18 protein-coding genes, 1 tRNA gene and 3 rRNA genes are annotated in these 26,441 nt (G+C 60.9%); 20 read left to right on the forward strand and 2 right to left on the reverse strand.

Annotated features, from left to right (window positions below; genetic code table 11):
• The first annotated feature begins 167 nt into the window (after positions 1-167).
• From ACEUKI_RS08280 to ACEUKI_RS08300, 5 genes are all read left to right on the forward strand, one after another.
• Positions 168-1,451, forward strand: a complete 1,284-nt coding sequence (locus ACEUKI_RS08280) for an enolase C-terminal domain-like protein (RefSeq protein WP_144169316.1) — start codon at positions 168-170, stop codon at positions 1,449-1,451.
• Between the two features lie 140 nt (positions 1,452-1,591).
• Positions 1,592-2,383 (forward strand): SDR family oxidoreductase, encoded by a 792-nt coding sequence (locus ACEUKI_RS08285; RefSeq protein WP_115770515.1) that lies wholly within the window; start codon positions 1,592-1,594, stop codon positions 2,381-2,383.
• A 187-nt stretch (positions 2,384-2,570) separates the two neighbouring features.
• Entirely contained in the window at positions 2,571-3,833 is a 1,263-nt protein-coding gene (locus ACEUKI_RS08290; RefSeq protein WP_144169336.1) for an MFS transporter, read from the forward strand.
• A gap of 1 nt (position 3,834) precedes the next feature.
• A complete protein-coding gene (locus ACEUKI_RS08295) occupies positions 3,835-4,602 on the forward strand; it encodes an amidohydrolase (RefSeq protein ID WP_144169315.1) in 768 nt (255 codons plus the stop codon).
• A 110-nt stretch (positions 4,603-4,712) separates the two neighbouring features.
• Positions 4,713-5,606, forward strand: a complete 894-nt coding sequence (locus ACEUKI_RS08300) for a dihydrodipicolinate synthase family protein (protein ID WP_144169314.1) — start codon at positions 4,713-4,715, stop codon at positions 5,604-5,606.
• A gap of 82 nt (positions 5,607-5,688) precedes the next feature.
• On the opposite strand, the gene ACEUKI_RS08305 is transcribed toward ACEUKI_RS08300, so the two are convergent.
• Positions 5,689-6,924, reverse strand: a complete 1,236-nt coding sequence (locus ACEUKI_RS08305) for an ISL3 family transposase (protein ID WP_144169313.1) — start codon at positions 6,922-6,924, stop codon at positions 5,689-5,691.
• Positions 6,925-7,083: 159 nt separating this feature from the next.
• On the reverse strand, positions 7,084-8,028 hold the full coding sequence (locus tag ACEUKI_RS08310; protein ID WP_080785805.1) for an AEC family transporter: 945 nt from the start codon (positions 8,026-8,028) through the stop codon (positions 7,084-7,086).
• Positions 8,029-8,134: 106 nt separating this feature from the next.
• Here ACEUKI_RS08310 and dapE point away from each other — a divergent pair, with 106 nt between their 5' ends.
• The 15 genes from dapE to rrf all read left to right on the forward strand — a co-directional run bounded on the left by dapE (position 8,135) and on the right by rrf (position 26,398).
• A complete protein-coding gene (gene dapE, locus ACEUKI_RS08315; RefSeq protein ID WP_186289846.1) occupies positions 8,135-9,340 on the forward strand; it encodes a succinyl-diaminopimelate desuccinylase in 1,206 nt (401 codons plus the stop codon).
• A 311-nt stretch (positions 9,341-9,651) separates the two neighbouring features.
• A complete protein-coding gene (locus ACEUKI_RS08320; protein WP_179133579.1) occupies positions 9,652-12,807 on the forward strand; it encodes an Rne/Rng family ribonuclease in 3,156 nt (1,051 codons plus the stop codon).
• A 151-nt stretch (positions 12,808-12,958) separates the two neighbouring features.
• Entirely contained in the window at positions 12,959-13,267 is a 309-nt protein-coding gene (rplU, locus tag ACEUKI_RS08325) for a 50S ribosomal protein L21 (protein WP_012578529.1), read from the forward strand.
• A gap of 22 nt (positions 13,268-13,289) precedes the next feature.
• Positions 13,290-13,538 carry a 50S ribosomal protein L27 gene (gene rpmA / locus ACEUKI_RS08330; protein WP_007053061.1) on the forward strand — a complete coding sequence of 83 codons (249 nt, stop codon included), beginning with the start codon at positions 13,290-13,292 and terminating at the stop codon, positions 13,536-13,538.
• Between the two features lie 69 nt (positions 13,539-13,607).
• Entirely contained in the window at positions 13,608-15,299 is a 1,692-nt protein-coding gene (gene obgE, locus ACEUKI_RS08335; protein ID WP_144169310.1) for a GTPase ObgE, read from the forward strand.
• Positions 15,300-16,433 (forward strand): glutamate 5-kinase, encoded by a 1,134-nt coding sequence (proB, locus tag ACEUKI_RS08340; protein ID WP_144169309.1) that lies wholly within the window; start codon positions 15,300-15,302, stop codon positions 16,431-16,433.
• 90 nt (positions 16,434-16,523) lie between these two features.
• Positions 16,524-17,729 carry a pyridoxal phosphate-dependent aminotransferase gene (locus tag ACEUKI_RS08345; protein WP_115801744.1) on the forward strand — a complete coding sequence of 402 codons (1,206 nt, stop codon included), beginning with the start codon at positions 16,524-16,526 and terminating at the stop codon, positions 17,727-17,729.
• A gap of 130 nt (positions 17,730-17,859) precedes the next feature.
• Positions 17,860-17,935: transfer RNA gene (locus ACEUKI_RS08350), tRNA-Trp, on the forward strand.
• 37 nt (positions 17,936-17,972) lie between these two features.
• Positions 17,973-18,200: a preprotein translocase subunit SecE gene (secE, locus tag ACEUKI_RS08355; protein WP_007053057.1), complete on the forward strand. Its 228-nt coding sequence runs from the start codon at positions 17,973-17,975 to the stop codon at positions 18,198-18,200.
• A 29-nt stretch (positions 18,201-18,229) separates the two neighbouring features.
• On the forward strand, positions 18,230-19,123 hold the full coding sequence (gene nusG / locus ACEUKI_RS08360; protein WP_080785809.1) for a transcription termination/antitermination protein NusG: 894 nt from the start codon (positions 18,230-18,232) through the stop codon (positions 19,121-19,123).
• A 262-nt stretch (positions 19,124-19,385) separates the two neighbouring features.
• Positions 19,386-19,817, forward strand: a complete 432-nt coding sequence (gene rplK, locus ACEUKI_RS08365; RefSeq protein WP_007053055.1) for a 50S ribosomal protein L11 — start codon at positions 19,386-19,388, stop codon at positions 19,815-19,817.
• Between the two features lie 15 nt (positions 19,818-19,832).
• Positions 19,833-20,525 carry a 50S ribosomal protein L1 gene (rplA, locus tag ACEUKI_RS08370; RefSeq protein ID WP_080785811.1) on the forward strand — a complete coding sequence of 231 codons (693 nt, stop codon included), beginning with the start codon at positions 19,833-19,835 and terminating at the stop codon, positions 20,523-20,525.
• 563 nt (positions 20,526-21,088) lie between these two features.
• Positions 21,089-22,614, forward strand: a 16S ribosomal RNA gene (locus ACEUKI_RS08375).
• Between the two features lie 433 nt (positions 22,615-23,047).
• Positions 23,048-26,111 (forward strand): 23S ribosomal RNA (locus ACEUKI_RS08380).
• Positions 26,112-26,281: 170 nt separating this feature from the next.
• A 5S ribosomal RNA gene (gene rrf / locus ACEUKI_RS08385) occupies positions 26,282-26,398 on the forward strand.
• The 16S, 23S and 5S rRNA genes sit together here, the layout of an rRNA operon.
• Positions 26,399-26,441 lie beyond the last annotated feature (43 nt).

A 26,441-nucleotide genomic window follows, 5' to 3' on the forward strand; every position in this document is an offset into this window, starting at 1 on the left:
CTGCCATTGCCTCTGTTCACCATTATGGCCCATAACGCCGCATTTTTTCGTGGTTTTCCTTACTTCGCGTGTTCTGGGAGAAAAATTTTCGTAATCGGGTTTGCAAATTTCTAAATCAAGGGGTATGCTGAAGGTAATGGTTCACCAAGGCGAAGGAGCCCGAACACATGAGTACCATCACCCAAGTCAAGACGTATGACTTCCGTTTCCCCACCTCCCAGACGCTGTCCGGTTCGGACGCGATGAACCCCGATCCCGACTACTCCTCCGCACTGGTGGAGATCTCCACCAGTGCGGATGACGATATCAAGGGCGTCGGCTTCGTGTTCACCATCGGCCGCGGCAACGATGTGGTCTGCAAGGCCATCGAATCGATGTCGCAGGTGCTGATTGGTCGCAACGTGGAGGAGCTGCTCGACAACATGCGTATCGCATGGGATCTGTTCGTGCATGATTCCCAATTGCGCTGGCTCGGCCCTGAGAAGGGCGTGGAGCATATGGCCATCGGCGCTGTGCTTTCCGCGCTGTGGGACATCAAGGCCAAGCGTGCCGGCAAGCCGTTGTGGCTGCTGTTGGGCGAGATGGAACCCGAGGAACTCGTCTCCACGCTCGACTTCCGCTACATGACCGACGCGCTCACGCCCACCGAAGCCGTTGAGATCCTTCGGGAAGGGCAGAAGGGCAAGGCCGAGCGTATCAAGCACCTGCTCGAGGTCGGCTACCCCGGCTACTCCACCGCCCCCGGCTGGCTCGGCTACTCCGACGAGAAGATGGTCGCGCTCGCCAAGGAGGAGACGCAGGTCAAGGGATTCAAGCAGATCAAGCTCAAGGTCGGCCAGAACATCGACGACGATCTGCGCCGCCTGGCCAAGGCCCGCGAAGCCATCGGCCCCGACGTGCGTCTTGCCGTGGACGCCAACCAGGTGTGGGACGTGCCCACCGCCATCGACTGGATCAACAGGTTCCACGACTTCGATCTGGCTTGGGTGGAGGAGCCAACCAGCCCCGACGACGTGATCGGCCACGCCACCATCGCCCGCGCCATCAACCCCATCAAGGTGGCCACCGGCGAGCAGATGCAGAGCCGCATCCTGTACAAGCAGTATCTGCAGGCGAACGCCTTCGGCATCATGCAGATCGACGCCACCCGCGTGGCCGGTCCGCAGGAGATCGTGCTCGAATACCTGCTCGCGAAGAAGTTCAACAAGCCTGTCTGCCCGCACGCCGGCGGCGTGGGCCTGTGCGAGGCCGTATGTCACTTCGCGATGTTCGATTACGTGGCCGTGTCCGGCACGATGGACGGCCGTATGATCGAATACGTCGATAACCAGCACGAACATTTCGTCCACCCGACCGAGATCAAGGACGGCAACTACGTCGCTCCGACCGCTCCGGGCAACGGCACCGAAATGACGCTGGAAACCGTCGAGAAGTACCTGTATCGCGGCTGACCGCAACTGGAAATTCATAACTGAACAACACAACTCAACACAACAACACACAACCACTCCGGCTGGGGCGCCGAAGCCCCGGCCGGGCGTGACATGGAACACCCATGAAACGCAGAATAAGGATGGACGAAGGAGTTCCCATGGATCTGCATCTCGAAGGCAAAGTCATCATCATCACCGGCGGCTTCAAGGGCATCGGCAAAGGCATCACGCTGCAACTGGCCCAGGAAGGCGCGATTCCGGTGGTGATCAACCGTTCGGACAGCGCGCTCGAGGAGTTCAAGAAGGACATCGAGCAGTACACGACCGAATACGACGTGCATCTGCTTGATCTGAACGACACCGACAAGATCGCCGGCATCGTCGAGGAGACCTACAAGAAGTACGGCCATATCGACGGCATCGTGAACAACGCCGGCAAGAACGACAACAAGGATCTCGAAACCACCACCTGGCGCGAATTCGAGGAATCGATCCACGGCAATCTGACCCACTATTATGAGCTGGTTCACGCGGCCGTGCCGTATCTGAAGGAAAGCCATGGCGCCGTCGTGAACATCTCCTCGAAGACCGCGCTCACCGGTCAGGGCAAGACCAGCGCCTACGCGGCCGCGAAGGGCGCGATCCTGGGACTCACACGCGAATGGGCCGCCGCTCTCGTCAAGGACCGGGTGCGTGTCAACGCCATCGTCGTCTCCGAATGCTGGACCCCGCTGTACGCCGACTGGATCAAGACCTTCGGCGATGAGGCCGCACAGAAGGCGCGCCTGTCGGTGATCACCGACAAAATCCCGCTGGAGCACCGCATGACCACCACCGAGGAGATCGGCAACGAGGCGGCGTTCCTGTTGTCCGACCGTTCCAGCCACACCACCGGCCAGTGGGTGTTCGTCGACGGCGGCTACGTCCACCTCGATCGTGCGCTGAGCTGACAACCAGCCTTTTCCCGAATATTCGCGCGGCAATCCCGGAGCCTTGATAATCGCTCCCTTCCCCCGCACTCGCGTATGCCGCCCGCATCACCCGCGCTCTGGGCCATCCGTTTACCAACATGGCCCAGAGCGGTCCACTTCTCATCAGGCCATATCGGGGGAAACTCGCATCACTAAGGAGTCAATGATGACATCCAAAAATACAACCGGTTCCAAGGCGACAATCGCCATTGTGCTGGTGACCTCACTGTTCTTTATCTGGGGTTTGACCATGAACCTCGTGAATGCGCTGAACTCGCCGTTCGCAAACTACATGGAACTCAGCAGCACCGAGGCGTCATTACTGCAGGTGGCCTACTACGGCGCGTACTTCGTCATGGCCATTCCGGCTGGGTTGATCGCCAAGCGTTTCGGTTATAAAGGCGGCGTCATCTCCGGCCTGTTCCTATTCGCTCTTGGCGCCTTCGTGGTTATCCCGGCCACCAGCATGGCCAGCTATGGCCTGTTCCTGTTCGCCATGTTCGTTATCGCGCTCGGCGCGGCATCGTTGGAAACCAACTGCAATCCGTATATCACCAAGCTGGGTGACGAGAAAGGCGAATCGTTCCGCCTTAACATGGCGCAAAGCTTCAACGGCGTCGGCAATATCGTCGGCCCGCTGATTCTCGGCCAGATTCTTGGCGCCACCATCGCGCCGGGCAAGTCCGGCTTCGAAACCGCCAAGACGCAGTTCCTGAGCGATACCCGCATGATGTACATCGTGATCGGCATTGTGCTGGTCGTGGTGCTCGCCGTGTTCGCGCTGTTCAAGCTGCCCACGCCTCCGGGCGACGAAGAGGAAGCCGCGGGCGGTGCATCCACCGAGAACGGCTCCTTCTTTGGCCTGCTCAAGCGTCCGTACTTCGCATTGGGCGTGCTTGCGGAGTTCATCTTCATCGGCCTGCAGGTGGCCGGCATGGCGGTCTTCTCCGCCTATGCGCTGAAGCACTGGGGCGCGGGCATCACCGCCGGTACCGCCGCGATGATGCTTTCAGGGCTTTCCCTGCTGTTCACCATCGGACGCTTCTCCACCACGCCGTTGATGACCAAGTTTGATCCCGCGAAGATTCTTGGCGTGTACATGACCGTTTCGGCTGTGCTGATGTTCGTGGTGTTCCTTGGTCTGGGCAAGGTTTCCGTCATCGCGTTCATGGTCGCTTACCTGTTCATCTCCATCGGTTACCCGACCATATTCTCGCTGACGTTGAAGGGCATCAAAGGCTCCGCGGCGAAGACCGGTTCCTCGGCACTGGTGATGAGCATTGTCGGCGCCGCGCTTATCCCGCTGCTGCTTGGTGTGGTCCAGGATGCAGCTGGAATCGAAATCGCGGTTCTGGTGATGGTTCCAGGCTTCCTGTACGTGGCATGGTACGCGTTCTGGGGCTCTAAGATCGGTCTGAAGGAGGCCTGACATGACGCTCAACGTAATCGATTCCCACTTCCATATCTGGGATCCGGATGCGCAGGATCTGCCATGGCTAGCAGGGTTGCCCTCACTGCAGCACCGGTACACGGTTGACGACCTCGCCGCGGAATACGCCAAGTTTGGCGTGAATTTCCTCGGCGGCGTATACGTGGAGGTTGACGCGGCCGACCACGAGCTTGAGGACCGGCTGCTGTACGAGAATGCAAGTCCTCTGATCTTGAAGCGCATGTTGCAAGGACGGGTAAACCCTTGGATGCGTGTCCCGATTAATGCCGATGGCATCAGGGAACCGCTGCATGTGGATTCCGAGCCGCGGGGCCGTGCGCTCGAACCCGAATTCATCGCCGGTCTACGCGCGATGGCCGCCAAGGGATTGCCATTCGAGCTGTGCAACCGTGGCCCGGAACTGGGCGACATGGCCAAGGCGTTCGCGCAGGTTCCCGAAGTGACGGTCATCATCGATCATCTCGGCAACGTGCCCGGGCTTGATGAGGAATCGTGCGCCGCGCTCGCAGCGTTGGCCGAACTGCCGAATTCGTATATCAAGGTTTCCGGCGACAACCCGGTGGACCCGGACATCGTGAAATACGTGCGGGACGCATTCGGCCCGAAGAAGGTGCTGTACAGCTCCAACTGGCCGGTTGTGGAACTCAACTCGACCTTTGCCACGCACTTCCAACTCATGCTGGACACGTTCGGCGAGGACGAGGGCTTCTTCGAAAACAACGCCCGCCGCGCTTACAACATCGACTAAACCCAAGCCCCCTCTGATGAGGGGGCTGTCGTCCGCAGGACGACTGGGGAGAGACCGCAAACCCGGTGCCGCACAAGCGGCACCCCTATTCCGTAACGAAAGAAACAATCATGACAAGCAGCGCCGAATTCTCGGGCATCATCTGCCCATCCATCACCATCACCAAGGATGACGGTGACATCGACTATGAACGTTGGGAGCGGCATCTCGATCATCTGATCGAGGCCGGTATCAACGGCGTGCTGGTGTTTGGCAGCATCGGCGAGTTCTATGCCTTCCCTCTGGACGTCAAGAAGCAGGCAGTCGACTTCGTGGCCAAGCATGTCGCCGGGCGCATCAAGGTGTTCGCGGGCGTGGGCGATACCAACTTGAACAATGTGATCGACTTCGCGCAGGCAGCCGAAGCAAGTGGAGTGGATGCGCTCGTGATCGTTTCGCCGTATTACTTCAGCCCTACTGCGGGAGGCGCGAAGGCGTACTTCGGCGCGGTCGCTGAAGCGACGAATCTTCCGGTGATCCTCTATAACTTCCCACCGCGCACCGGCAGCGACTTGACCCCGGAGCTCGTGGCCGAGCTTGCCGCCGCGTACCCGAACATCGTCGGCATCAAGGACACGGTCGACACAATCAGCCACACCCGCAAGGTGATTCGCGCGGTCAAGGCCGTGAATCCACGGTTTGCGGTGTTCTCCGGCTTCGACGAGTACTATCTCGTCAACCGCGTCTCCGGCGGTGATGGCGTGATCTGCGGCATGACCAATGTGGAGCCGGAGACCTTCGTCGCGCTGCACCGTGCGTATGAGGCCGGCGACTATGGCACCGCAATTGAGGCCGCCGAACGCATCAGCCACCTGATGGCGCTGTACGATCAGACCGACCTGTTCATCTCCGCCATCAAGGGCGCGGTCAAGGCCAAGGGACTGAACATTTCCACCCTGATCCGTGAGCCAGCGGTGCAACTCACTGCTCAGCAGTATGAGGCGATTAAGGCGATTCTCAAGTAGCGTATATCTCAGGCTTCCGCGGAATCCTACGGTGGATTTCGCGGAAGTTTTTTGGTTATTCGCTGTTTGTGGTGGGTGATGGTCAGGTGGTGGTGACGGCTTTGAGGTCGAGTTTGCCGCAGGTCAGGTAGATCATGGTGGCGAAGTAGTCCATGTTGCGGAAGCCTCGTGCCCGTCGTTTGACGTTCTGGATGACGCTGTTGACGCCCTCGAGGACGGCGTTGGTGTACGGGTGCTCGAAGTAGGCGACGATCTCGGTGAAGTGGCGTCGGATCATGCGGGCGAAGTCCTTCATCGGCTCGAGGCGGGAGTGCATCATCCACGAGCACAGGCGGTGCAGGCGCACCCACGCCTCGGACGGGGTGGGGCTGTCTGCGTAGACGTCCTGCAGGACCTCGCGCATCCGGCAGGCGCGGCCGGTCTTGAGCCGTTGCCTCGTGAGGTTGCGTTTGGTCTCCAGCTGCAGTTCGGTCAGGCTTTCCTCGTTCCTGAGCCACAGGTACTTGGTCCGTTTGAGTAGTGGGTTGGAGCGTCCCTCCGTCTTCCTGACCTTGTCGACGGCCTCGTTGGCGTGCTTGACCACGTGGAACTTGTCGATGATCCTCCGCGCGTTGGGCAGGTGCTCGCGGATGCCCTTTTGGAACCCGAGACTCATGTCGCAGGTGACCAGACGCACATACTCCGGGACCCCGTTGTGGTCCATGAAATCCCGCGCGAACCGTTCGACCGTGGCTGAGTCCTTGCCGGGGGTCACGTTGATCACGTCGTGCTCGACGAGGTCGGCGACCACGGTGATGTAGTTGTGGCCTTTGCGGCTGGTCTCGTCGATGCCGATGGCCTCCACGCCCATGTAGTCCAGCAGGGCGCGCGCCTCGTCCACGTAGTGGGCGATGAATCGCCACAGGCGGGTGTCGGTCTCGTCCAATTGCTCGGCGAGCGTGCCGGCGGGAAGGTGGCGGGCCATCTCCACCGCCCACGCCTCGAACAGGAGCGTGAACCCGCTGCCCGGCCTCGCCCACGGGACGGGAACCGTCCTCACCCCATGCACGGGACAGGAGACCCTCGGCACACCGGCGTGGATGAACGCCTTGTACCGGAAGAAGTCCGGATGCCGCCACGTGCGCTCACGGGTGTCATGCACCGGGCAGACGGTCTCGCCGCACCCCGGCTCGGGACAACAGAAGCGCGAGCCTGCCTCGAAACCGATCGCGATGTGCAGCTCCTGCCTGCCGTCCCCCACATTCCTGAAATCCACGGACCCGACCTTCCAAGGAGACTGCAACTGCAATGCGGCGGTGAACAGGTGAGAGGTATCCATGCCCCCAACCTACCCGACCGGCACCATTTATCATGTTCACTTTTGCAAGATATGAGGTATCCATGCCCCCAACCTACCCGACCGGCACCACCAGACAGACCCACCACCCACCACGAACAGCGAAAGGCCAGTTTTTTTACGGTGATTACAGTTGCCGGATCAGCTCAGCAGCGCCGCGATGATCGCGATAAACACCGGGCTGGTCATGGTGCTCATCAGAATGCCGTCGCGCGCGAAGGTGAGGCCCACGTTGTAACGGGCCGCGTAGTTGTACACGTTCTGGCCGGTGGGCAGGGCGGCAAGCACCACGCAGGCGTACAGCTCGGAGCCGCGGAAGCCCATCACGAAGTAGGCGAGCAGGAACGCGATAATCGGCATGATGATGTTCTTGAGGACCGCGACCGTGAGGATGGCCGGGCGATCGCCCTTCTGCTGCAGCGGCTTGGTGCCGTGCAGGGACATGCCGAACGCCATCAGGATCATTGGCACAGCCGAATCGCCGATCATGTCGATCGGGTCGAAAATGAATTTCGGCACTGGGAACCAGCCGCTTTTAGCGGAAATCGCAGAGACCACAATGCCCAGTAGCGAGCCGATAAGCAGCGGCTGATGCAGTGGCTGCTTGGCGATCTCCTTGATGGAGACCTTGCCCTTGGTGGTCACGTCCAGCACTGTCAGGCCCACCGGTGTGAAGATGGCCTGCTGCATGACCAGAATCGGTGCCACAAGAGCCGGATTGCCCAGAATGTAGGTGGCGATTGGCAGGCCGATGTTATTGGAATTGAGGTACAGCGAATTCAGGGCACCGATGGTGGCGTCCGGGGCGTTCAGATGGAAGAACATGCGGTTGAGCACCAAAAACACCACGCCTACCAGCACGGCGGAGAAGAACGCCACGATAATCGAGGGGTGGAAGATGTCGAAGATCGGCTCCTTGGAGAGAATCGCGAACATCAGGCACGGGCTCGATACGAAGAAGGAGAACCGGTTGAGCACCATCTGAGCGGACGGCCCGCCGATTCGCATTCGTGCGGCAACATATCCCACCGCGATTACGATGCCGATAACGCAGAAGCCTTGCATGGCGCTGATTAGACCTGGCATAATCCTCCCTTTCGCCACCCCAGTGTGGCACATAAAAATGTATTCGGCCGCAAAATCTCATGTAGTGAGTGTGCTGGGCCCGCCGCCCACGCGGTACGCTGTTCACATGACGCTTGAATTGAACCGCACCGCATCCACTGCCGAGCAGCTGAACAGCCTGCTCACCCAGATCATGGAGAACTTCTCCGTGTCCGACCACGAAGGCCCCCTCACCGACGAGGTCGAGGCCTTCCTTAACGAGCAAGAGCACCTGGCCGTCCGCCGTCACGGTGACACAGTGGTGGCCAGCACCGACTTCGGCAAGCCGAGCCGTGTGATCTTGGCCGGGCACCTCGATACTGTGCCGGTCATCGACAATTTCCCACCAAAGTGGCTGAAGCCCGGCGATTCGCTGATTCGCGAAGAAATCGCCCACGCTCATCCCGAAGACCGCGTGCTGTGGGGCCGCGGTGCCACCGATATGAAGGCCTCCGACGCGGTGATGCTCTACCTCGCCGCCACGCTCGACGGCCGCACGCCGGAAACCACCCCGAAAGTCGACCTCACCTACGTCTTCTACGACCATGAGGAAGTCGTCGCCGAAAAGAATGGCCTACGCAAAGTCGTCGAGGCCCATCCCGATTGGATCACCGGCGATTTCGCCATCATCGGCGAGCCCACCAACAGCGGCATCGAGGGCGGTTGCAACGGTACGATTCGCTTCGACGTCGTGACCCACGGCGTGGCCGCGCACTCCGCCCGTGCGTGGATGGGGGAGAACGCCATCCACAAGGCGGCCGACATCCTGAACCGACTCAACGCCTACGAGCCGGCCACCGTGAACGTGGACGGGCTTGACTATCGCGAGGGCCTCAACGCCACGCTGATCTCCGGCGGCAAAGGCACGAACGTCATTCCGGATGAATGCCGCGTACACGTCAACTACCGCTTCGCCCCGGACAAGTCGCTGACCGAGGCCAAGGCTCTGATGATGGGCGCGGACGCCGGTGCCGAACTCGGCAATGGCGAGCATGTGGCCACCGGCGGCGTGTTCGAGGGCTACGGCATCGAAATGAAGGACGAAAGCCCCTCCGCGCGCCCGGGCCTGAACGCCCCGCTCGCCCAGGATCTGGTCCGACTGGTTAAGGAGCGCACTGGCCGCGACCCGCTGGCCAAGCTCGGCTGGACCGACGTGGCACGCTTCTCTCAGCTCGGTATTCCGGCCGTCAACCTCGGTGCCGGCGACCCGCTGCTGGCTCACAAGCACGACGAGCAGGTGCCCGAATCCGACCTGACCGCCATGGCCGCAATTCTTACCGATTGGCTGGTCTGACACCTCTCTAGCTCCCCTCTCTGAGGGGAGCTGTCACCGCAGGGAGGGGAGCCGATAGAACGTCAGCCTCGCCGGGCCACGCCCGCACAAAATATGTGGCATACTAAAGGATGGTGGTTCTGCATAACCATTAGCGTGCGAGATGGCGTCGATCCCCTTGCGGCTCTCGAGAATGAGACAACGCAAGCGCCGGTGTCCGCCACCCGCAGGACAGACTTGAGACGAAGTTGCCTTTACGCGGCGCGTTTTCGCGCGGCCACGGTGAGAGCGTGGTGTGAGCCAAGCGTATAGGCCTGGAAATAGGCGTCGTGATGCAGCGCGCCGCGAGGAGCATTGTGCCCACTGACAACCGTGAAGGTTTCGTCAACGACGGAACCGATAATTCAACCGTATCCAATGCTGATTCGGCTGCAGCCGTGAACGCTGCGCCTGCCGCCGCCTCCCAGCCCGCCGAACCTGTTCGCCGTCGTCGTGGCGGCCGTCGCGTGGTCCGCGGCGCCGGTGCCGCCGGCGCTTCTCTGGAACTGCAAGTGCAGGAACGCACCCCGCTGTTCGAAGTCCCCGCGCTTCCCGATGCCAGCACTGCGGCCGATTCCAAGTCAGCCGATTCCAGCGATTCCGATGAATCCAGCGATTCCCAGGATTCCGCCGAACGCCCAACCCGCCGCCGTACGCGCCGCGTTTCCACGGCCGACGATGCCGCCGAAACGCCGCGTCGCGCCCGCCGTACGTCCGCCGCATCCTCCAGCGATACCGATGATGACGACGAGACTTCGCACCGTTCGCGCCGCGCCGCTCCCACAGTGGCCGACTCGGATAGCGAGGATGATCGTCCTCGTCGTTCGCGCCGCACTGTCAGTGCCGATGATTTCGATTTCGATGACGCCCCACGTTCCCGCCGCCGTTCGGTTGTGGACGATGACGATTACGACGAGGACCGCCCGGTTCGCCGCCGCTCTCGCTCCCGCCAGTCCGACGATGATGACTACGAGGACCACCCGGTTCGCTCCCGCTCTCGCCGTGCGTCTATGGATATGGATGATGATGACGAGGACCGTCCGGTTCGCCGTCGTTCTCGCCGTGCAGTTGCTGATACGCACGAGGACACCCCGGATGAGCGCCTGTTCGACGCGGTCGAATCCCTGCCCTCTGGCCACGAGACCGTGCGCCGCGGCAAGCCGATGACGTCCCTGCTCTTCCAGGAACCGGTACTGCCCGCCGCTGTGGATGCGCACGATACCGCTGACACTCATGATGACGATGTTGACGTCGACGAACGTCCGTCTCGTCGCTCCCGCCGCTCGCGCAGCCACGATGATGACGACGCGCAGCCGCGCAGCCGCCGCCGTGACGACCGTGACGATCGTGGCCGCAATGCCGCCGACCGTGATGCTTCCCGTGACGCCGCGTCCGGCGATACCAACGCCGATCACGACGATTTCGACGCCGATGACACCTCCGACTCCCGTCGTTCGCGCCGCTCCCGCCGCCTGAACGCTCAGGAGCGTCGTGCAGCCGCCGAAGTCGAGCAGATTGAGGAAGACCTCGAGCTGGACGATATCGCCTACTCGCCGATTGCCGAAGAGGAGGGCGACGAAGAATCCGACGCCACCCGCACCCGTTCGCGCCGTCGCCGCCGTCGCGGCTCACGCGGCGAAACCGGTGCCAACGGCGAGCACGATACCGCCGAGAACGATGCCGAAGATACGCGTTCCCGCCGTCGTGACGATCGCGATGATCATGACCGTGATCGCGATGAGGACGATGAGGAGCAGACCGTTACTCGCCGTCGCCGTCGCCGCCGTGGCGGCAAGAACGGCGAGGGCACCGACGACCAGAGTCAGAACAGCGAACAGCCGCTGGTCCGCCGCTCCCGCAAGCAGCAATACATCGACGAGATCACTGATGTGGAGGGCTCCACTCGTCTCGAGGCCAAGAAGCAGCGCCGCCGTGACAACCGCCGTGAGCGCAGCCGCCAGAGCCAGCTCATGGAACAGGACTTCCTCGCACGCCGCGAGAACGTGGACCGCCTGATGGTGGTGCGTGAGAAGGAACACCACACCCAGATTTCCGTGGTGGAAGACAATGTTCTGGTCGAGCATTACGTCTCCGACATTCAGGAAGTACAGACCGTCGGCAACATCTACCTTGGCCGCGTGCAGAACGTGCTGCCCAGCATGGAGGCCGCATTCGTGGATATCGGCCAGGCCCGCAACGGCGTGCTCTACGCCGGCGAGGTCAACTGGGATGCCGCTCGTCTCGAAGGCCAGCCGCGCCGCATCGAGCTGGCGTTCAAGTCCGGCGACCCGGTGCTCGTGCAGGTCACTAAGGACCCGATCGGCCACAAGGGTGCCCGCCTGACCTCTCAGGTCACGCTCGCCGGCCGCTTCCTGGTGCTCGTGCCATCCGGCGGCATGACCGGCGTGAGCCGCAAGCTTTCGGAGCGCGAACGCAGCCGTCTGAAGAACATCGTCTCCAAGATCGCCCCGAAAGACATGGGCGTGATTATCCGTACCGCAGCCGAGGGCGCATCCGAAGACGCCATCGTCAAGGATCTCGAATCACTGGTCCGCCAGTGGGAGCGCATCAACGCCAAGCGCGAGGAATTCTGGCACGGCAAGCGCCCGAAGCTCCTGCAGGGCGAGCCCGACGTGGCCATCCGCGTGGTGCGCGACATCTTCAACGACGACTTCAGCAAGCTCATCGTGGAAGGCGACAAGGTCTACGACCGTATCGAGGAATACCTTGACACCATGGCCCCCGACTTGAAGGACAAGCTGGAGAAGTGGGACCCGGCCGAGCATGAAGGCAAGGACGTGTTCGACAAGTGGTCCATCGACTCCCAGCTGCGTAAGGGCATGGAGCGTCAGGTCTACCTGCCGTCCGGCGGCTCGATTGTCATCGATCGCACCGAAGCCATGACCACCATTGACGTGAACACCGGCCGCTTTATCGGCAAGGGTAAGTCCTTGGAAGAAACGGTGACGCGCTGCAACTTGGAAGCGTCTGAAGAGATCGCCCGCCAGCTGCGCCTGCGCGATATCGGCGGCATGGTGATGATCGACTATGTGGATATGGTCATGCCCGCCAACCGCGATCTGGTGCTGCGCCGCTTGGTCGAATGCTTGGCACGCGACCGCACCAAGCATCAGGTGGCCGAAGTCACCTCGCTTGGTTTGGTGCAGATGACCCGCAAGCGCATCGGCCAGGGTCTGGTCGAGGCGTTCTCCGAGGAATGCCCGACCTGCAAGGGCCGTGGTTTCATCCTGCATGATCAGCCGACCGTTTCGGCCGACTACGACGATCCCTACGCGCTTCGCGGTGGCGACCCGTTCGTCAAAACCAACAAGCACGGTCGCGGCACCGCTCCCGCTCCCGAACCGGCTGGTTCCAGCGCCGACGTCAAAGCCAAACTGGCTCAGATTGCCGCCGCTGCCGTCGCTGCCAACAACACGGCGGAAGAGTAAGCGGAAGAGTAACAGGTGTGTCGTGCTTGACACGCGGGCAAAAATCATTTGATTTAGTCCGCATGGTGGTGTAGATTCGAAACTCGGTGTCTGACCGCAGGCTCGGTGCGTGTTAGGCAAGGTAGCTTTCCAAAACATAAAAGGAACGATAATGTACGCGATTGTGAAGGCCGGTGGCCATCAGGAAAAGGTCGAGGTTGGCGACGTCATCCTCGTGAACCGTCTCGACGCCAAGAAGGGCGATACCGTGGAATTCCCGGTCTCCCTCGTTGTCGATGGTGACAAGGTCACCCTTGCCGCCGCCGATCTGGCCAAGGTGTCCGTCAAGGCTGAGGTTGTGAACGACGAAGCCAAGGGCCCGAAGATTGACATCCAGAAGTACAAGAACAAGACTGGTGTTGCTCGCCGTAAGGGTCATCGCCAGAAGCTGACTATCGTCAAGATCACGGCGATCGCCTGAGTTATAGAAAGGACCATGAATCATGGCACATAAGAAGGGTGCGTCCAGCTCTCGCAACGGTCGCGATTCTAACCCGCAATACCTCGGCGTGAAGAAGTTCGGCGGCGAAGCCGTCGTGGCCGGCAACATCATCGTTCGCCAGCGTGGCACCAACTTCCACCCGGGCCACAACGTCGGCATGGGCAAGGATCACACGCTGTTCGCCCTCACCGATGGCTCCGTGAAGTTCGGTGTGCGTCGCGACCGCAAGGTTGTCGACGTCATCGCCTGAGCGATATAGCGTCAAGCTTTTTTTCAAGCCGCGCCCGTAAGGACGCGGCTTTTTTGTAAGGTAATCAATATGAGTGATTTTGTGGATCGAGTAACCGTCCATGTCAAGGGCGGCGATGGGGGCAACGGTTCGGCCGGCATCCGTCGTGAGAAATACAAGCCGTTGGCCGGCCCAAACGGCGGCAATGGCGGCGACGGCGGTTCTGTGGTGTTCGTGGCCGACCGTAACGCCACCAGCCTGCTCGACTATCGTTTCATGCCGCATCGTGTCGCCGGCAGCGGCACCATGGGTTTGGGCGACAATAAGGACGGCTCTAAGGGCGAGGACCTGATTCTGCCCGTGCCCTGCGGCACCGTCGTCTTTGAGGCGCGCGGCGAGCAAGGCAAAGCCGAGCATCCCGGCGCACAGCTCGCCGACCTGCGCCACGAGGGCGACCGCTGCGTCGTCGCCCAAGGCGGTGCCGGCGGCCTCGGCAACATCGCCCTGGCCAACAAGACCCGCCGCGCCCCCGGCTTCGCCCTGCTCGGCGAACTCGGCGAGGAGCGCGACGTAATTCTGGAACTGAAGTCCATCGCCGACGTGGCGCTGGTCGGTTTCCCCTCGGCCGGAAAGTCGTCCCTGATTGCGGCGATGAGCTCCGCCAAGCCGAAGATCGCCGACTACCCATTCACCACGCTGGTGCCGAATCTCGGCGTCGTCATCGCCGGTGACTCTCGATACACCATCGCCGACGTGCCGGGCCTGATCCCGGGCGCTTCCGAAGGCAAGGGCCTGGGACTGGAGTTCCTGCGCCATATCGAACGTACCGAAATCATCGCCCACGTGATCGATTGCGCCACGCTTGAACCGGACCGCGACCCGATGTCCGACTACCACGCGCTGGAAAACGAGTTGGCGCTCTACGCCGATAAGCTCGAACTGCCGCTGGGCGCCATTCCGATTCCCGAACGCCCGCGCATCGTGATCCTGAACAAGATCGATGTGCCCGAGGCCAAGGAATTGGCCGAGTTCGTGCGTCCGGAGTTCGAGAAACTCGGGCTGAAGGTCTTTGAGATCTCCACTGCCTCTCATGAGGGGCTGAAGGAGCTCAACTTCGCGTTGTCTGCGCTGGTGCATGAGATGCGTGAGGAAGTGGCCAATCGCGAGCAGGCCGAAGAGGAGGCTCGCGTGGTCATCAAGCCATTGGAGACCAAGGGCCGCCGTCCGCGTCGCGCTGACGAGGGTGGCAGTGCGCTTGAGTTCACGGTCGAGCGCCGCGAACTCGGCAATGGCGAAGTGTTCTTCGAGGTGCGTGGCGTCAAGCCGGAGCGCTGGGTCATGCAGACCAACTTCGACAACGACGAGGCCGTGGGCTACCTGGCTGACCGCTTGGCCAAGCTGGGCGTGGAGGACGAGCTGCGCCGCAAGGGTGCTCACCCCGGCGACGAAGTGCGCATCGGTCGCGGTGCCCGCATGGTCGAATTCGATTGGGATCCGACCATCTCCGCTGGTGCCGAAATGCTCGACGGCTCCAACCTCGGTGCCCGAGGCAAGGATCTGCGTCTCGAGGAGCAGGACCCGCGCACGCACCGCCGCTCCAACGCCGAACGTCGTGCCCAATACCACGAGATGATGGACGCCCGTGCCGCCGTGCGCGACGCGATGATGGCCGAACGCAAGGCCGGCCACTGGGCCGACCCGACCGTTGACGACGATCGCCATGACGAAACCAGCCTGTTCGGCCACGGTGAGTCCAGCGAAGATGGTGAAACCGAGGAATAAATGAGCACTCCGAGTCAGGCCGAGGTACGGCGCATGATCGCCGCAGCCGGAACCATTGTCGTGAAAGTCGGCTCCAGCTCGCTGACCCAGCCGAGCGGTCACCTCGACCCGGACAAGCTCGACGCGTTGGCCGCGGCCTTGGCTCAGGTCCGATTGATGGGCGGACGCGTGGTGCTGGTCTCGTCCGGTGCTATCGCCGCCGGTTTCGGGCCTCTGGGCTTTGACTCACGGCCGGTGGACGTGGCCACTCAGCAGGCCACCGCAGCCGTCGGCCAAGGGCTACTGATGGCCCGCTACGAGACTGCGTTCGGTCGATTCGGTATTCGCGTCGGCCAGATTCTGATCACTGCCGAAGACACGATTCGGGCCACCCAGTACCGCAATGTGGAACGCACGCTGGACCGTCTGCTCGACCTCGGCGTGGTGCCGATTATCAACGAAAACGATTCGTTGGCCTCGAACGAGATTCGTTTCGGCGATAACGATCGACTCTCCGCCTTGGTGGCCAATCTGGTGCGGGCCGAAGTCTTGGTGCTATTGACCGACGTGGACGCGCTGTACACTGCACCGCCCTCGCAGCCCGGCTCCCGCCGTGTGGAATATGTGCCCAACGTGATTGATGCGCTGGGCGACATCCAGGTCTCCGGCTCCGGCTCCAAGGTCGGCACCGGCGGCATGGTCACCAAACTCGAGGCCGCACGCGTGGCGGCCGTCTCGGGCATCCCCACGGTACTCACCTGCGCCTCGAACGCGGGCCCTGCGATGATGGGCGATCCGGTGGGCACCGTGTTCGCACCGGTTAAGGCCCGCGGCTCATCACGCCGTTTGTGGATTGGTTTTGCCGCCGACCCGCGCGGCACGATTGTGGTCGATGCGGGTGCCGGCCAGGCGATTCGCGGCGGGCGTGCCTCGCTGCTGGCGGCCGGCGCGCTCGAAGTGCACGGCGATTTTTCCGCCGGCGATCCGGTCTGGATCGATGCCGAAAGCGGCGAACACCTGGCCCGAGGCCTCGCCGGCTTCGATTCCGAAGAAATTCCGCAGATGCTCGGGCGTAACACCGCCCAACTCAAGCGTTTCCTCGGCCCCCAGTACGCCCACCCACTGGTTCATCGCGACAATCTTGTACTCGTGTGACTGATGGAATCTGTCACACGACAGATTCCATCACCATAGTGCGGCTCTGGCGATTTTTCGTGCTGTAGGTTTAACATGGGAGCCATGACTATGGCGCAATGGCAGACTCTTTCCGACCGTATCAACACTGTGGCACCGAGCGCTACGCTCGCCGTCGATTCCAAGGCCAAGGCCATGAAGGCCGCCGGACTTGACGTTATCGGCTTCGGCGCAGGTGAACCGAATTTCCCGACCCCCGCAAACGTGGTCAAGGCTGCGGCAGATGCCTGCCTTGACCCGAAGAACTACAAGTACACGCCTACGCCGGGCCTGCCCGAGCTGCGCGAAGCGATTGCGGCTAAGGTGCTGCGCGATTCCGGCTACGAGGTCAATGCCGATCAGGTCGTGGTGACCAACGGCGGCAAGCAGGCCGTGTATGAATCCTTCCAGATCTTGCTCAACGATGGCGACGAGGTCATCATTCCCGCTCCGTACTGGACCAGCTACCCCGAGGCTGTGAAGCTTGCCGGTGGTGTGCCGGTCGAAGTATTCGCCGGTGCCGACGTGAACTTCGAGCCCTCGCTTGAGGCGCTGGAAGCGGCCCGTACCGAGCATACGAAGGCAATCATCGTCAACTCCCCGAACAACCCGACCGGAGCCGTCTGGAAGCCGGAAACCGTGGAAGCGATCGGTCGTTGGGCCGTCGAGCACCACATTTGGGTTATCTCCGACGAGATCTACGAGCACCTGAACTATGACGATGCGCACACCACCTACATCGGTGCCGCCGTGCCGGAATGCCGCGGGCAGTTGCTGGTGCTGAACGGCGTGGCCAAGACCTATGCGATGCCGGGCTGGCGTGTCGGCTGGATGGTCGCTCCGCTTGAGGTGGCCAAGGCCGCCACCAAGCTGCAGGGGCATATGACCTCCAATGTGGCCAACATCTCCCAGCGTGCTGCTTTGGCTGCTGTGGCCGGCCCGCTGGATGAGGTGCACGAGATGCGTAAGGCCTTCGACGCGCGCCGCCGTGCGATTGTGACCGCCTTGAACGATATCGAGGGCGTCAACTGCCCGACTCCGACCGGCGCGTTCTACGCTTTTGCGGACATCACCGCTTTGCTTGGCAAGCCGCTGGGTCCCAAAGGCACAGTGTCCGATACGTCCGCTGACTTTGCCGCCGCACTGTTGGATGAGGCCCACGTGGCCGCCGTCCCCGGCGAGGCCTTCGGTGCTCCCGGTTACCTGCGTTTCTCCTACGCACTGGCCGACGAAGACCTAGCCGAAGGCATGCGTCGATTCAAGGAATGGGCTAACTGAGAAGAGTCGCGTGCTATGCGCGCGACACGCGATTTGCGATAATCCACCGGAGCCGTTATTATAACGACTTGGCGGTTTCGCCGTGGCGAAGCGTTCTCTACGGAACGCGCGCCGAGGTGGATTTTCACCTAGGGAAGTGGCGCAATTGGTAGCGCAACGGTCTCCAAAACCGTAGGTTGTGGGTTCGAGTCCCGCCTTCCCTGCCAAGTTTCTAATAATCAAGCAGCTGACGCGAGGTACGGAATGGCTAAGACGAGCAAGAGTGAAAAGGCAGTCAAGCCGAATGTCTTCATGCGTATCGGTCTGTTCATCAAGCAGATCATCGACGAGCTTCGCAAGGTCGTGACCCCTACCGCCAAGGAACTGTTCTTCTGGTCTCTGGCCGTATTCATCTTCGTGCTGCTGCTGATGGCCCTCGTGACTGGCATGGACTTCGGTCTAGGCAAGGCCACGCTGTGGGTGTTCGGCTGATCCGCACAACCTAAGGTGAATAACAACGCATGAGTGATGAACTGAATCTCGAGAACCTCGACGCCGTCCCGGCTGAGGAGCCTGTTGTCGAGGCTTTCGAAGCTGCTGCCGATGAGGCAGCTGCCCCGGTCGAACCAGTCGCTGACCTTTCCGCAGAATCTGACGCATCCGTCGACAATGCAGATGTTGAGTCCGACGCTCCGGCGGCGACTGAATCCGCTCCCGTTGCTTCCACTCAGACCGAGACCGTTTCTCTGGATGAGGACGAGGAAGAAGTCAACGAATCCGAGCAGGCCGAGGAGACCGATGCCGGTCAGCAGGCCGTTGACGAATTCTCCAAGTCCCTGCGTTCCCTTGATGGCAAGTGGTACGTGCTGCACACCTACTCCGGCTACGAGAAGCGCGTGAAGACCAACATCGAGTCCCGCGTCGCCTCCTTCGGCATGGAAGACCAGATCTTCCAGGTCGAGGTGCCGATGGAAGAAGTCGAGAAGCACACCGAAAAGGGCAAGAAGGTCATCACCCGCGTGCGTGTTCCTGGCTACGTGCTGATTCGTATGTGGCCGGATGAGAACGCCCGCCGTATCGTTCGTGAGACCGAAGGCGTGACCGGCTTCGTTGGCCCGACCAAGGATCCGGCGCCGCTCTCCCGCAAGGAAGTCGTGGCGATGATGGCTCCGATGATTGCTTCCGAGGCACTCAAGGCCGCCGGCGACAAGCCCGCCGCCGCCAAGAAGCGCAAGGTCGAAGTCTCCTACGCCGTTGGCGATCAGGTCACCGTCACCGATGGGCCTTTCGCCACCATGGCCGCCGTTGTTTCCGACGTGGAGCCCACCACTCAGAAGCTCACCGTGCTCGTGTCCATCTTCGGCCGTGATACGCCGGTGGAGCTTGGCTTCCACCAGGTTCAGAAGCTAGATTAACCCCCAAACTTTGCAGAGCCCGACCATCGTGGTCGGGCTTTTTGTGTTGTCCGGGTGGATTTGCATAATAGGGGAGCTTGTGTCTGGAGAGGAGACTCGCTAGCACAGCACAGCAATATAAGTTGCGGGAGGAGACCGACCACAGGCCGATTGCCTACAGCATGCACGGATAAATAATGAATCAAGACCGAGCATGATGGCAGACAGCCGAACCTGAGGACGGCGACCATTCGAACCGCGTTATAGAAAGAAGAACCATAATATGGCTCCCAAGAAGAAAGTCTCGGCGCTGATCAAGCTCCAGATCCAGGCTGGCAAGGCCAACCCGGCCCCGCCGCTGGGCCCGGCTCTGGGTTCGCATGGCGTGAACATCATGGACTTCTGCAAGGCATACAATGCCCAGACGCAGGACAAGATGGGTCAGGTCATCCCTGTCGAGATTACCGTTTACGAAGATCGTTCCTTCACCTTCGTGCTCAAGACCCCGCCGGCTGCAGCTCTGCTGAAGAAGGCCGCTGGCGTTGAGAAGGGCACCGAGAACCCGCTGACCCACAAGGTCGGCTCTGTCACCAAGGCGCAGGTTCGCGAAATCGCCGAGATCAAGATGGAAGATCTGTCTGCTCGCGATATCGAGGCCGGCATGAAGATCATCGAGGGCACCGCTCGCTCGATGGGCATCACGGTTACGGACTGATAAGGAGAAGGACAGATGGTAAAGCGTTCCAAGAAGTACCGCGAAGCCGCTGAGCGCGTCGATCGCAACAACCTCTACACCGCCAACGAGGCCATCGCTCTGCTCAAGAGCATGCCCTCCTACAACTTCGACCAGACCGTCGAGGCTGTGTTCCGTCTGAGCGTTGACCCGCGTAAGGCTGACCAGCTCGTGCGCGGTACTGTCAACCTGCCTCACGGCACTGGTAAGACCGCCAAGGTCCTCGTGTTCGCCCGCGGCCCGAAGGCCACCGAGGCTACCGAGGCTGGCGCCGACATCGTCGGTGATGACGACCTGATCGCAAAGGTTCAGGGCGGCTTCCTCGACTTCGACGCCGTGGTTGCTACTCCGGACATGATGGGCAAGGTCGGCCGTCTGGGCCGTGTGCTCGGTCCGCGTGGCCTGATGCCGAACCCCAAGACCGGCACCGTGACCATGGATGTCACCAAGGCTGTCAAGGACATCAAGGGCGGCAAGATCGAGTTCCGTGTCGACAAGAACGGCAACCTGAGCTTCCTCATCGGCAAGATGAGCTTCGATGAGTCCGCTCTGGACGAGAACTTCAAGGCTGTGGCCGACGAAGTCAAGCGTCTGAAGCCGTCCACCGTGAAGGGCCGTTACCTGACCAGGGCAACCATCACCTCCACGATGAACCCGGGCGTTCCGGTTGACCCGAACACCCTGGCCTGAGGCTAGCGAGCTTCAATAGCTACTGAAAGGGACTTCCCGTAAAGGGAAGTCCCTTTTTACATACGCGATGACCGGTTGCGAGAAGGTGAACCTGGATGGTCACGCAATCGAATTCTTGCGACACGCCGGTGAACACATGAATTTGTTACGCAGCGGCAATGCAAAACGGATTATTCTGGTATCAGAACAGCGCAAATAGGCTGTTTGCGACACGCCGGGGGAACCGTGTGATTGCAACGATTCCTGAGGTTTTTGCGCGCTTCGATTTGCGCGAGTCCGCGAATGCGTGTAGGTTGTTTCCTTGCTGCCGCTCGGCGAGTGGTTCTCCTTCTGGAGGGCTGCGAGGTGGGTGAGTGGTGGTGGTTTGAGAACTCAAGAGCGTGTTTGTACTACTTCTTTATAGTCAATGATTGCCAGTTCATCGTCAGCCTTGTCTTTTGTGGCGGGGTGCCCCGGGAGGGGTTGAATGATGGTGGGGTTTTTTGAGGGCGTCCTTCCTTAAGGACGTGCTCGTCAATTTTTGTTTTGAGAGTCATCTGTTCGGATGTTTTTCATGAAGTTTTTTTGTGGAGGGTTCGATTCTGGCTCAGGATGAACGCTGGCGGCGTGCTTAACACATGCAAGTCGAACGGGATCCATCGGGCTTTGCTTGGTGGTGAGAGTGGCGAACGGGTGAGTAATGCGTGACCGACCTGCCCCATGCACCGGAATAGCTCCTGGAAACGGGTGGTAATGCCGGATGTTCCAGTTGATCGCATGGTCTTCTGGGAAAGCTTTCGCGGTATGGGATGGGGTCGCGTCCTATCAGCTTGACGGCGGGGTAACGGCCCACCGTGGCTTCGACGGGTAGCCGGCCTGAGAGGGCGACCGGCCACATTGGGACTGAGATACGGCCCAGACTCCTACGGGAGGCAGCAGTGGGGAATATTGCACAATGGGCGCAAGCCTGATGCAGCGACGCCGCGTGAGGGATGGAGGCCTTCGGGTTGTAAACCTCTTTTATCGGGGAGCAAGCGTGAGTGAGTTTACCCGTTGAATAAGCACCGGCTAACTACGTGCCAGCAGCCGCGGTAATACGTAGGGTGCAAGCGTTATCCGGAATTATTGGGCGTAAAGGGCTCGTAGGCGGTTCGTCGCGTCCGGTGTGAAAGTCCATCGCTTAACGGTGGATCCGCGCCGGGTACGGGCGGGCTTGAGTGCGGTAGGGGAGACTGGAATTCCCGGTGTAACGGTGGAATGTGTAGATATCGGGAAGAACACCAATGGCGAAGGCAGGTCTCTGGGCCGTTACTGACGCTGAGGAGCGAAAGCGTGGGGAGCGAACAGGATTAGATACCCTGGTAGTCCACGCCGTAAACGGTGGATGCTGGATGTGGGGCCCGTTCCACGGGTTCCGTGTCGGAGCTAACGCGTTAAGCATCCCGCCTGGGGAGTACGGCCGCAAGGCTAAAACTCAAAGAAATTGACGGGGGCCCGCACAAGCGGCGGAGCATGCGGATTAATTCGATGCAACGCGAAGAACCTTACCTGGGCTTGACATGTTCCCGACGATCCCAGAGATGGGGTTTCCCTTCGGGGCGGGTTCACAGGTGGTGCATGGTCGTCGTCAGCTCGTGTCGTGAGATGTTGGGTTAAGTCCCGCAACGAGCGCAACCCTCGCCCCGTGTTGCCAGCGGATTGTGCCGGGAACTCGCGGGGGACCGCCGGGGTTAACTCGGAGGAAGGTGGGGATGACGTCAGATCATCATGCCCCTTACGTCCAGGGCTTCACGCATGCTACAATGGCCGGTACAACGGGATGCGACGCGGCGACGCGGAGCGGATCCCTGAAAACCGGTCTCAGTTCGGATCGCAGTCTGCAACTCGACTGCGTGAAGGCGGAGTCGCTAGTAATCGCGAATCAGCAACGTCGCGGTGAATGCGTTCCCGGGCCTTGTACACACCGCCCGTCAAGTCATGAAAGTGGGCAGCACCCGAAGCCGGTGGCCTAACCCCTTGTGGGATGGAGCCGTCTAAGGTGAGGCTCGTGATTGGGACTAAGTCGTAACAAGGTAGCCGTACCGGAAGGTGCGGCTGGATCACCTCCTTTCTACGGAGAATTCAGTCGGATGTTCGTCCGACGGTGTGCGCCCCGCGCGTCGCATGGTGCGGCGGTGGCGGGGTTGCTGGTGTGGAAGATGTCGTTGGCTTTGCCCTGCCGGTCGTGCGGTGGGTGCCGGAGTGGTGCGGATGCGCTTTTGGGCTCCCGGATCGCCACCCCAGGCTTTTTTGCCTGGCGCGATTCGGTGCCCGTCGTGCCCGAGGGCCGGCCGTGTGCCGGTGCGGCGGCGTGGCGGTGCGTGGTGGCTTGAGAACTGGATAGTGGACGCGAGCAAAGCAAGGGTTTTCTGGATCCTTGTTTTGCTGTTGATTTCGAATCGAACTCTGTTGTTCGTTTCGATCGTTTTGTGATCATTTTTAGTGTGATGATTTGTCGTCTGGGAATTTGCTGGAGGAATCTTGCGGCGCATGCATGTTGCGTGTGTGTTGCTTGCAAGGGCGTATGGTGGATGCCTTGGCAGACAGGACCGATGAAGGACGTTTGAGGCTGCGATATGCCTCGGGGAGCCGCCGACAGGGCTTTGATCCGAGGATTTCCGAATGGGGGAACCCACCGACCGTCATGGGTCGGTACCGGCTTCGGCCGGGGGGTACGCAGGGAAGTGAAACATCTCAGTACCTGCAGGAAAGGATATTCCGTGAGTAGTGGCGAGCGAAAGCGGATGATGGCCAAACCTTGCGCGTGTGATACCCGTCGGGGGTTGCGCGCGGGGTGTTGCGGGATCGCGTGCGCCGGCTCCGACGGGCCGGCCGGCAGTTGCAGAAAACCATGTGTCAGGGGAACCGGGTTGAATACCGGGCCGCAGAGGGTGAGGGCCCCGTACCTGAACGCGCATGGTCTGCCGATCGCGTCTCCCAAGTAGCACGGGTCCCGTGGAACCCCGTGCGAATCCGCCCAGACCGTTGGGTAAGCCTGAATATTCCTGTCTGACCGATAGCGAACGAGTACCGTGAGGGAAAGGTGAAAAGTACCCCGGGAGGGGAGTGAAACAGTCTCTGAAACCGTGCGCCTACAATCCGTCGGAGCCCTTTTGTGGGGTGACGGCGTGCCTATCGAAAAATGAGTCTGCGAGTCAGTGGCATGTGGCGAGCATAACCCGTGTGGGGTATGCGTAGCGAAGGCGAGTCTTAAAAGGCGTTTAAAGTCGCGTGTCCTGGACCCGAAGCGGGATGATCTAGCCCTGAGCAGGTTGAAGCGCGGGTAAGACCGTGTGGAGGACCGAACCCACCTGGGTTGAAAACCGGGGGGATGACTTGGGGCTAGGGGTGAAAGGCCAATCAAATTCCGTGATAGCTGGTTCTCTCCGAAATGCATTTGGGTGCAGCGTCGGGTCATTACGTCCCGGGGGTAGAGCTACTGGATGCTTGCGGGCCCGTATCGGGTACCAACAGCAACCAAACTCCGAATACCGGTGACGCGTATCCCGGCAGTGAGTCGGCGGGGGATAAGCTTCGTCGTCGAAAGGGAAACAGCCCAGACCGTCGTCTAAGGTCCCGAAGCGTGTGCTAAGTGGGAAAGGATGTGGAGTCGCATAGACAGCCAGGAGGTTGGCTCAGAAGCAGCCATCCTTGAAAGAGTGCGTAACAGCTCACTGGTCTAGTGGTTCCGCGCCGACAATGTAGCGGGGCTCAAGCACACCACCGAAGACGCGGCAGTGTTTTGTACTGGGTAGGAGAGCGTCCCATGAGGGGCGAAGCGGCCGTGTGAACGCGCCGTGGACTTCATGGGAGTGAGAATGCAGACATGAGTAGCGAGAGACGGGTGAAGATCCCGTCCGCTGGATGACCAAGGGTTCCAGGGCCACGTTCATCGTCCCTGGGTGAGTCGGGTCCTAAGGCGAGGCCGACAGGCGTAGTCGAATGGATGAACGGGTCGATATTCCCGTACCGGCTTTCAGCCGCCAAAACCGAGGCAGTGAGTACTAACCTCCGGCCGCGGGCTTACCTCCACTTCGGTGGTGGGATGCCTTCGGGCGTTGGGACCGTAGCTGTAGTAGGTCAGCGCAGGAGTGACGCAGAGGGGTAGCCGGCCGCGGAGGTGGTCTTCCGTGGTCAAGCACGCAGGGCGTGGGACAGGCAAATCCGTCCCGCGTGTGCCCGAGGTGCGATGATGGGGGCCGTTCGGCCCGATATCCGGTGATCCCGGCTGCCGAGAAAAGCTTCGGCGTCAGGCTCAAAGCCGCCCGTACCCCAAACCGACACTGGTGGTCAGGTAGAGAATACCAAAGCGATCGAGCGAATCCTGGTCAAGGAACTCGGCAAATCACTCCCGTTCCTTCGGTTTAAGGGAGACCCCCGATGGTGAACCGCCTCGCGCGGGGAGCTTTTGGGGGTGGCACAGACCAGGGGGTAGCGACTGTTTACCAAAAACACAGGTGCATGCGAAGGCGCAAGCCGCTGTATATGCACTGACGCCTGCCCGGTGCCGGAAGGTTAAGAGGATCCGTCAGCCTTTGGCGAAGCGGTGAATTCAAGCCCCGGTAAACGGCGGTGGTAACTATAACCATCCTAAGGTAGCGAAATTCCTTGTCGGGTAAGTTCCGACCTGCACGAATGGCGTAACGACTTCCCCACTGTCTCGACCAGGAGCTCGGCGAAATTGCAGTACGAGTAAAGATGCTCGTTAAGCGCAGAAGGACGAAAAGACCCCGGGACCTTTACTATACCTTGGTATTGGCATTCGGTGTGGATTGTGTAGCATAGGCGGGAGGCCGAGAGGCGCGGTCGCCAGATCGCGTGGAGCCGCAAGGTGAAATACCGCTCTGTTCGCATTGGATGTCTAACCTCGAACGGTCATCCTGTTCAGGGACAGTGCCTGGCGGGTAGTTTAACTGGGGCGGTTGCCTCCCAAAGAGTAACGGAGGCGCCCAAAGGTCCGCTCAGCCCGGTTGGCAATCGGGTGGCGAGTGCAAGTGCACAAGCGGGCTTGACTGCGAGGACGACGGTCCGAGCAGGGACGAAAGTCGGGACTAGTGATCCGGTGCCGGTGTACGGACGCGGCATCGCTCAACGGATAAAAGGTACCCCGGGGATAACAGGCTGATCATTCCCAAGAGTCCATATCGACGGGATGGTTTGGCACCTCGATGTCGGCTCGTCGCATCCTGGGGCTGGAGCAGGTCCCAAGGGTTCGGCTGTTCGCCGATTAAAGCGGCACGCGAGCTGGGTTCAGAACGTCGTGAGACAGTTTGGTCTCTATCCTCTGCGCTCGTTGGAATGCTGAGGAGGCCTGCCCATAGTACGAGAGGACCTGGGTGGACGAACCTCTGGTATGCCGGTTGTCACGCCAGTGGCACGGCCGGTTGGCTACGTTCGGGAGGGATAACCGCTGAAAGCATCTAAGCGGGAAGCCTGCTCCAAGATAAGCATTCCGTGCAGCCTCGAGCTGCTGTAGTCCCCATGCAGAACACGTGGTCGATAGGCCGGACGTGGAAGCCCCGCGAGGGGTGGAGCCGACCGGTACTAACGGACGAAAGGCAACACTGACATTCCGACCCCTGGCGGTTGGACCGCATCTTCCTCCTGCAAACGACACCAGACGGCAATGAGCATTGTCTGGCCACAAGACGAAACATCGACATATTCGCGTCCGCTATCCGGTTCCCAGGCCGCCACAGGCCGGCAGACCCCAGCGTCTGGCCGTATAAGAGAAGATTTGCGGCGGCCATGGCCCAGGTGAGACGCCCGGTCCCATTCCGAACCCGGAAGCTAAGGCCTGGCACGGCGATGGTACTGCACCCGACAGGGTGTGGGAGAGTAGCACGCCGCCGCACCACACGTACAGGAAGCCCCTTGGAGCACACGCCCCAAGGGGCT

The sequence above is a fragment of the Bifidobacterium sp. 2450 genome (genome assembly GCF_041900695.1).
GTDB lineage: Bacteria > Actinomycetota > Actinomycetes > Actinomycetales > Bifidobacteriaceae > Bifidobacterium > Bifidobacterium longum.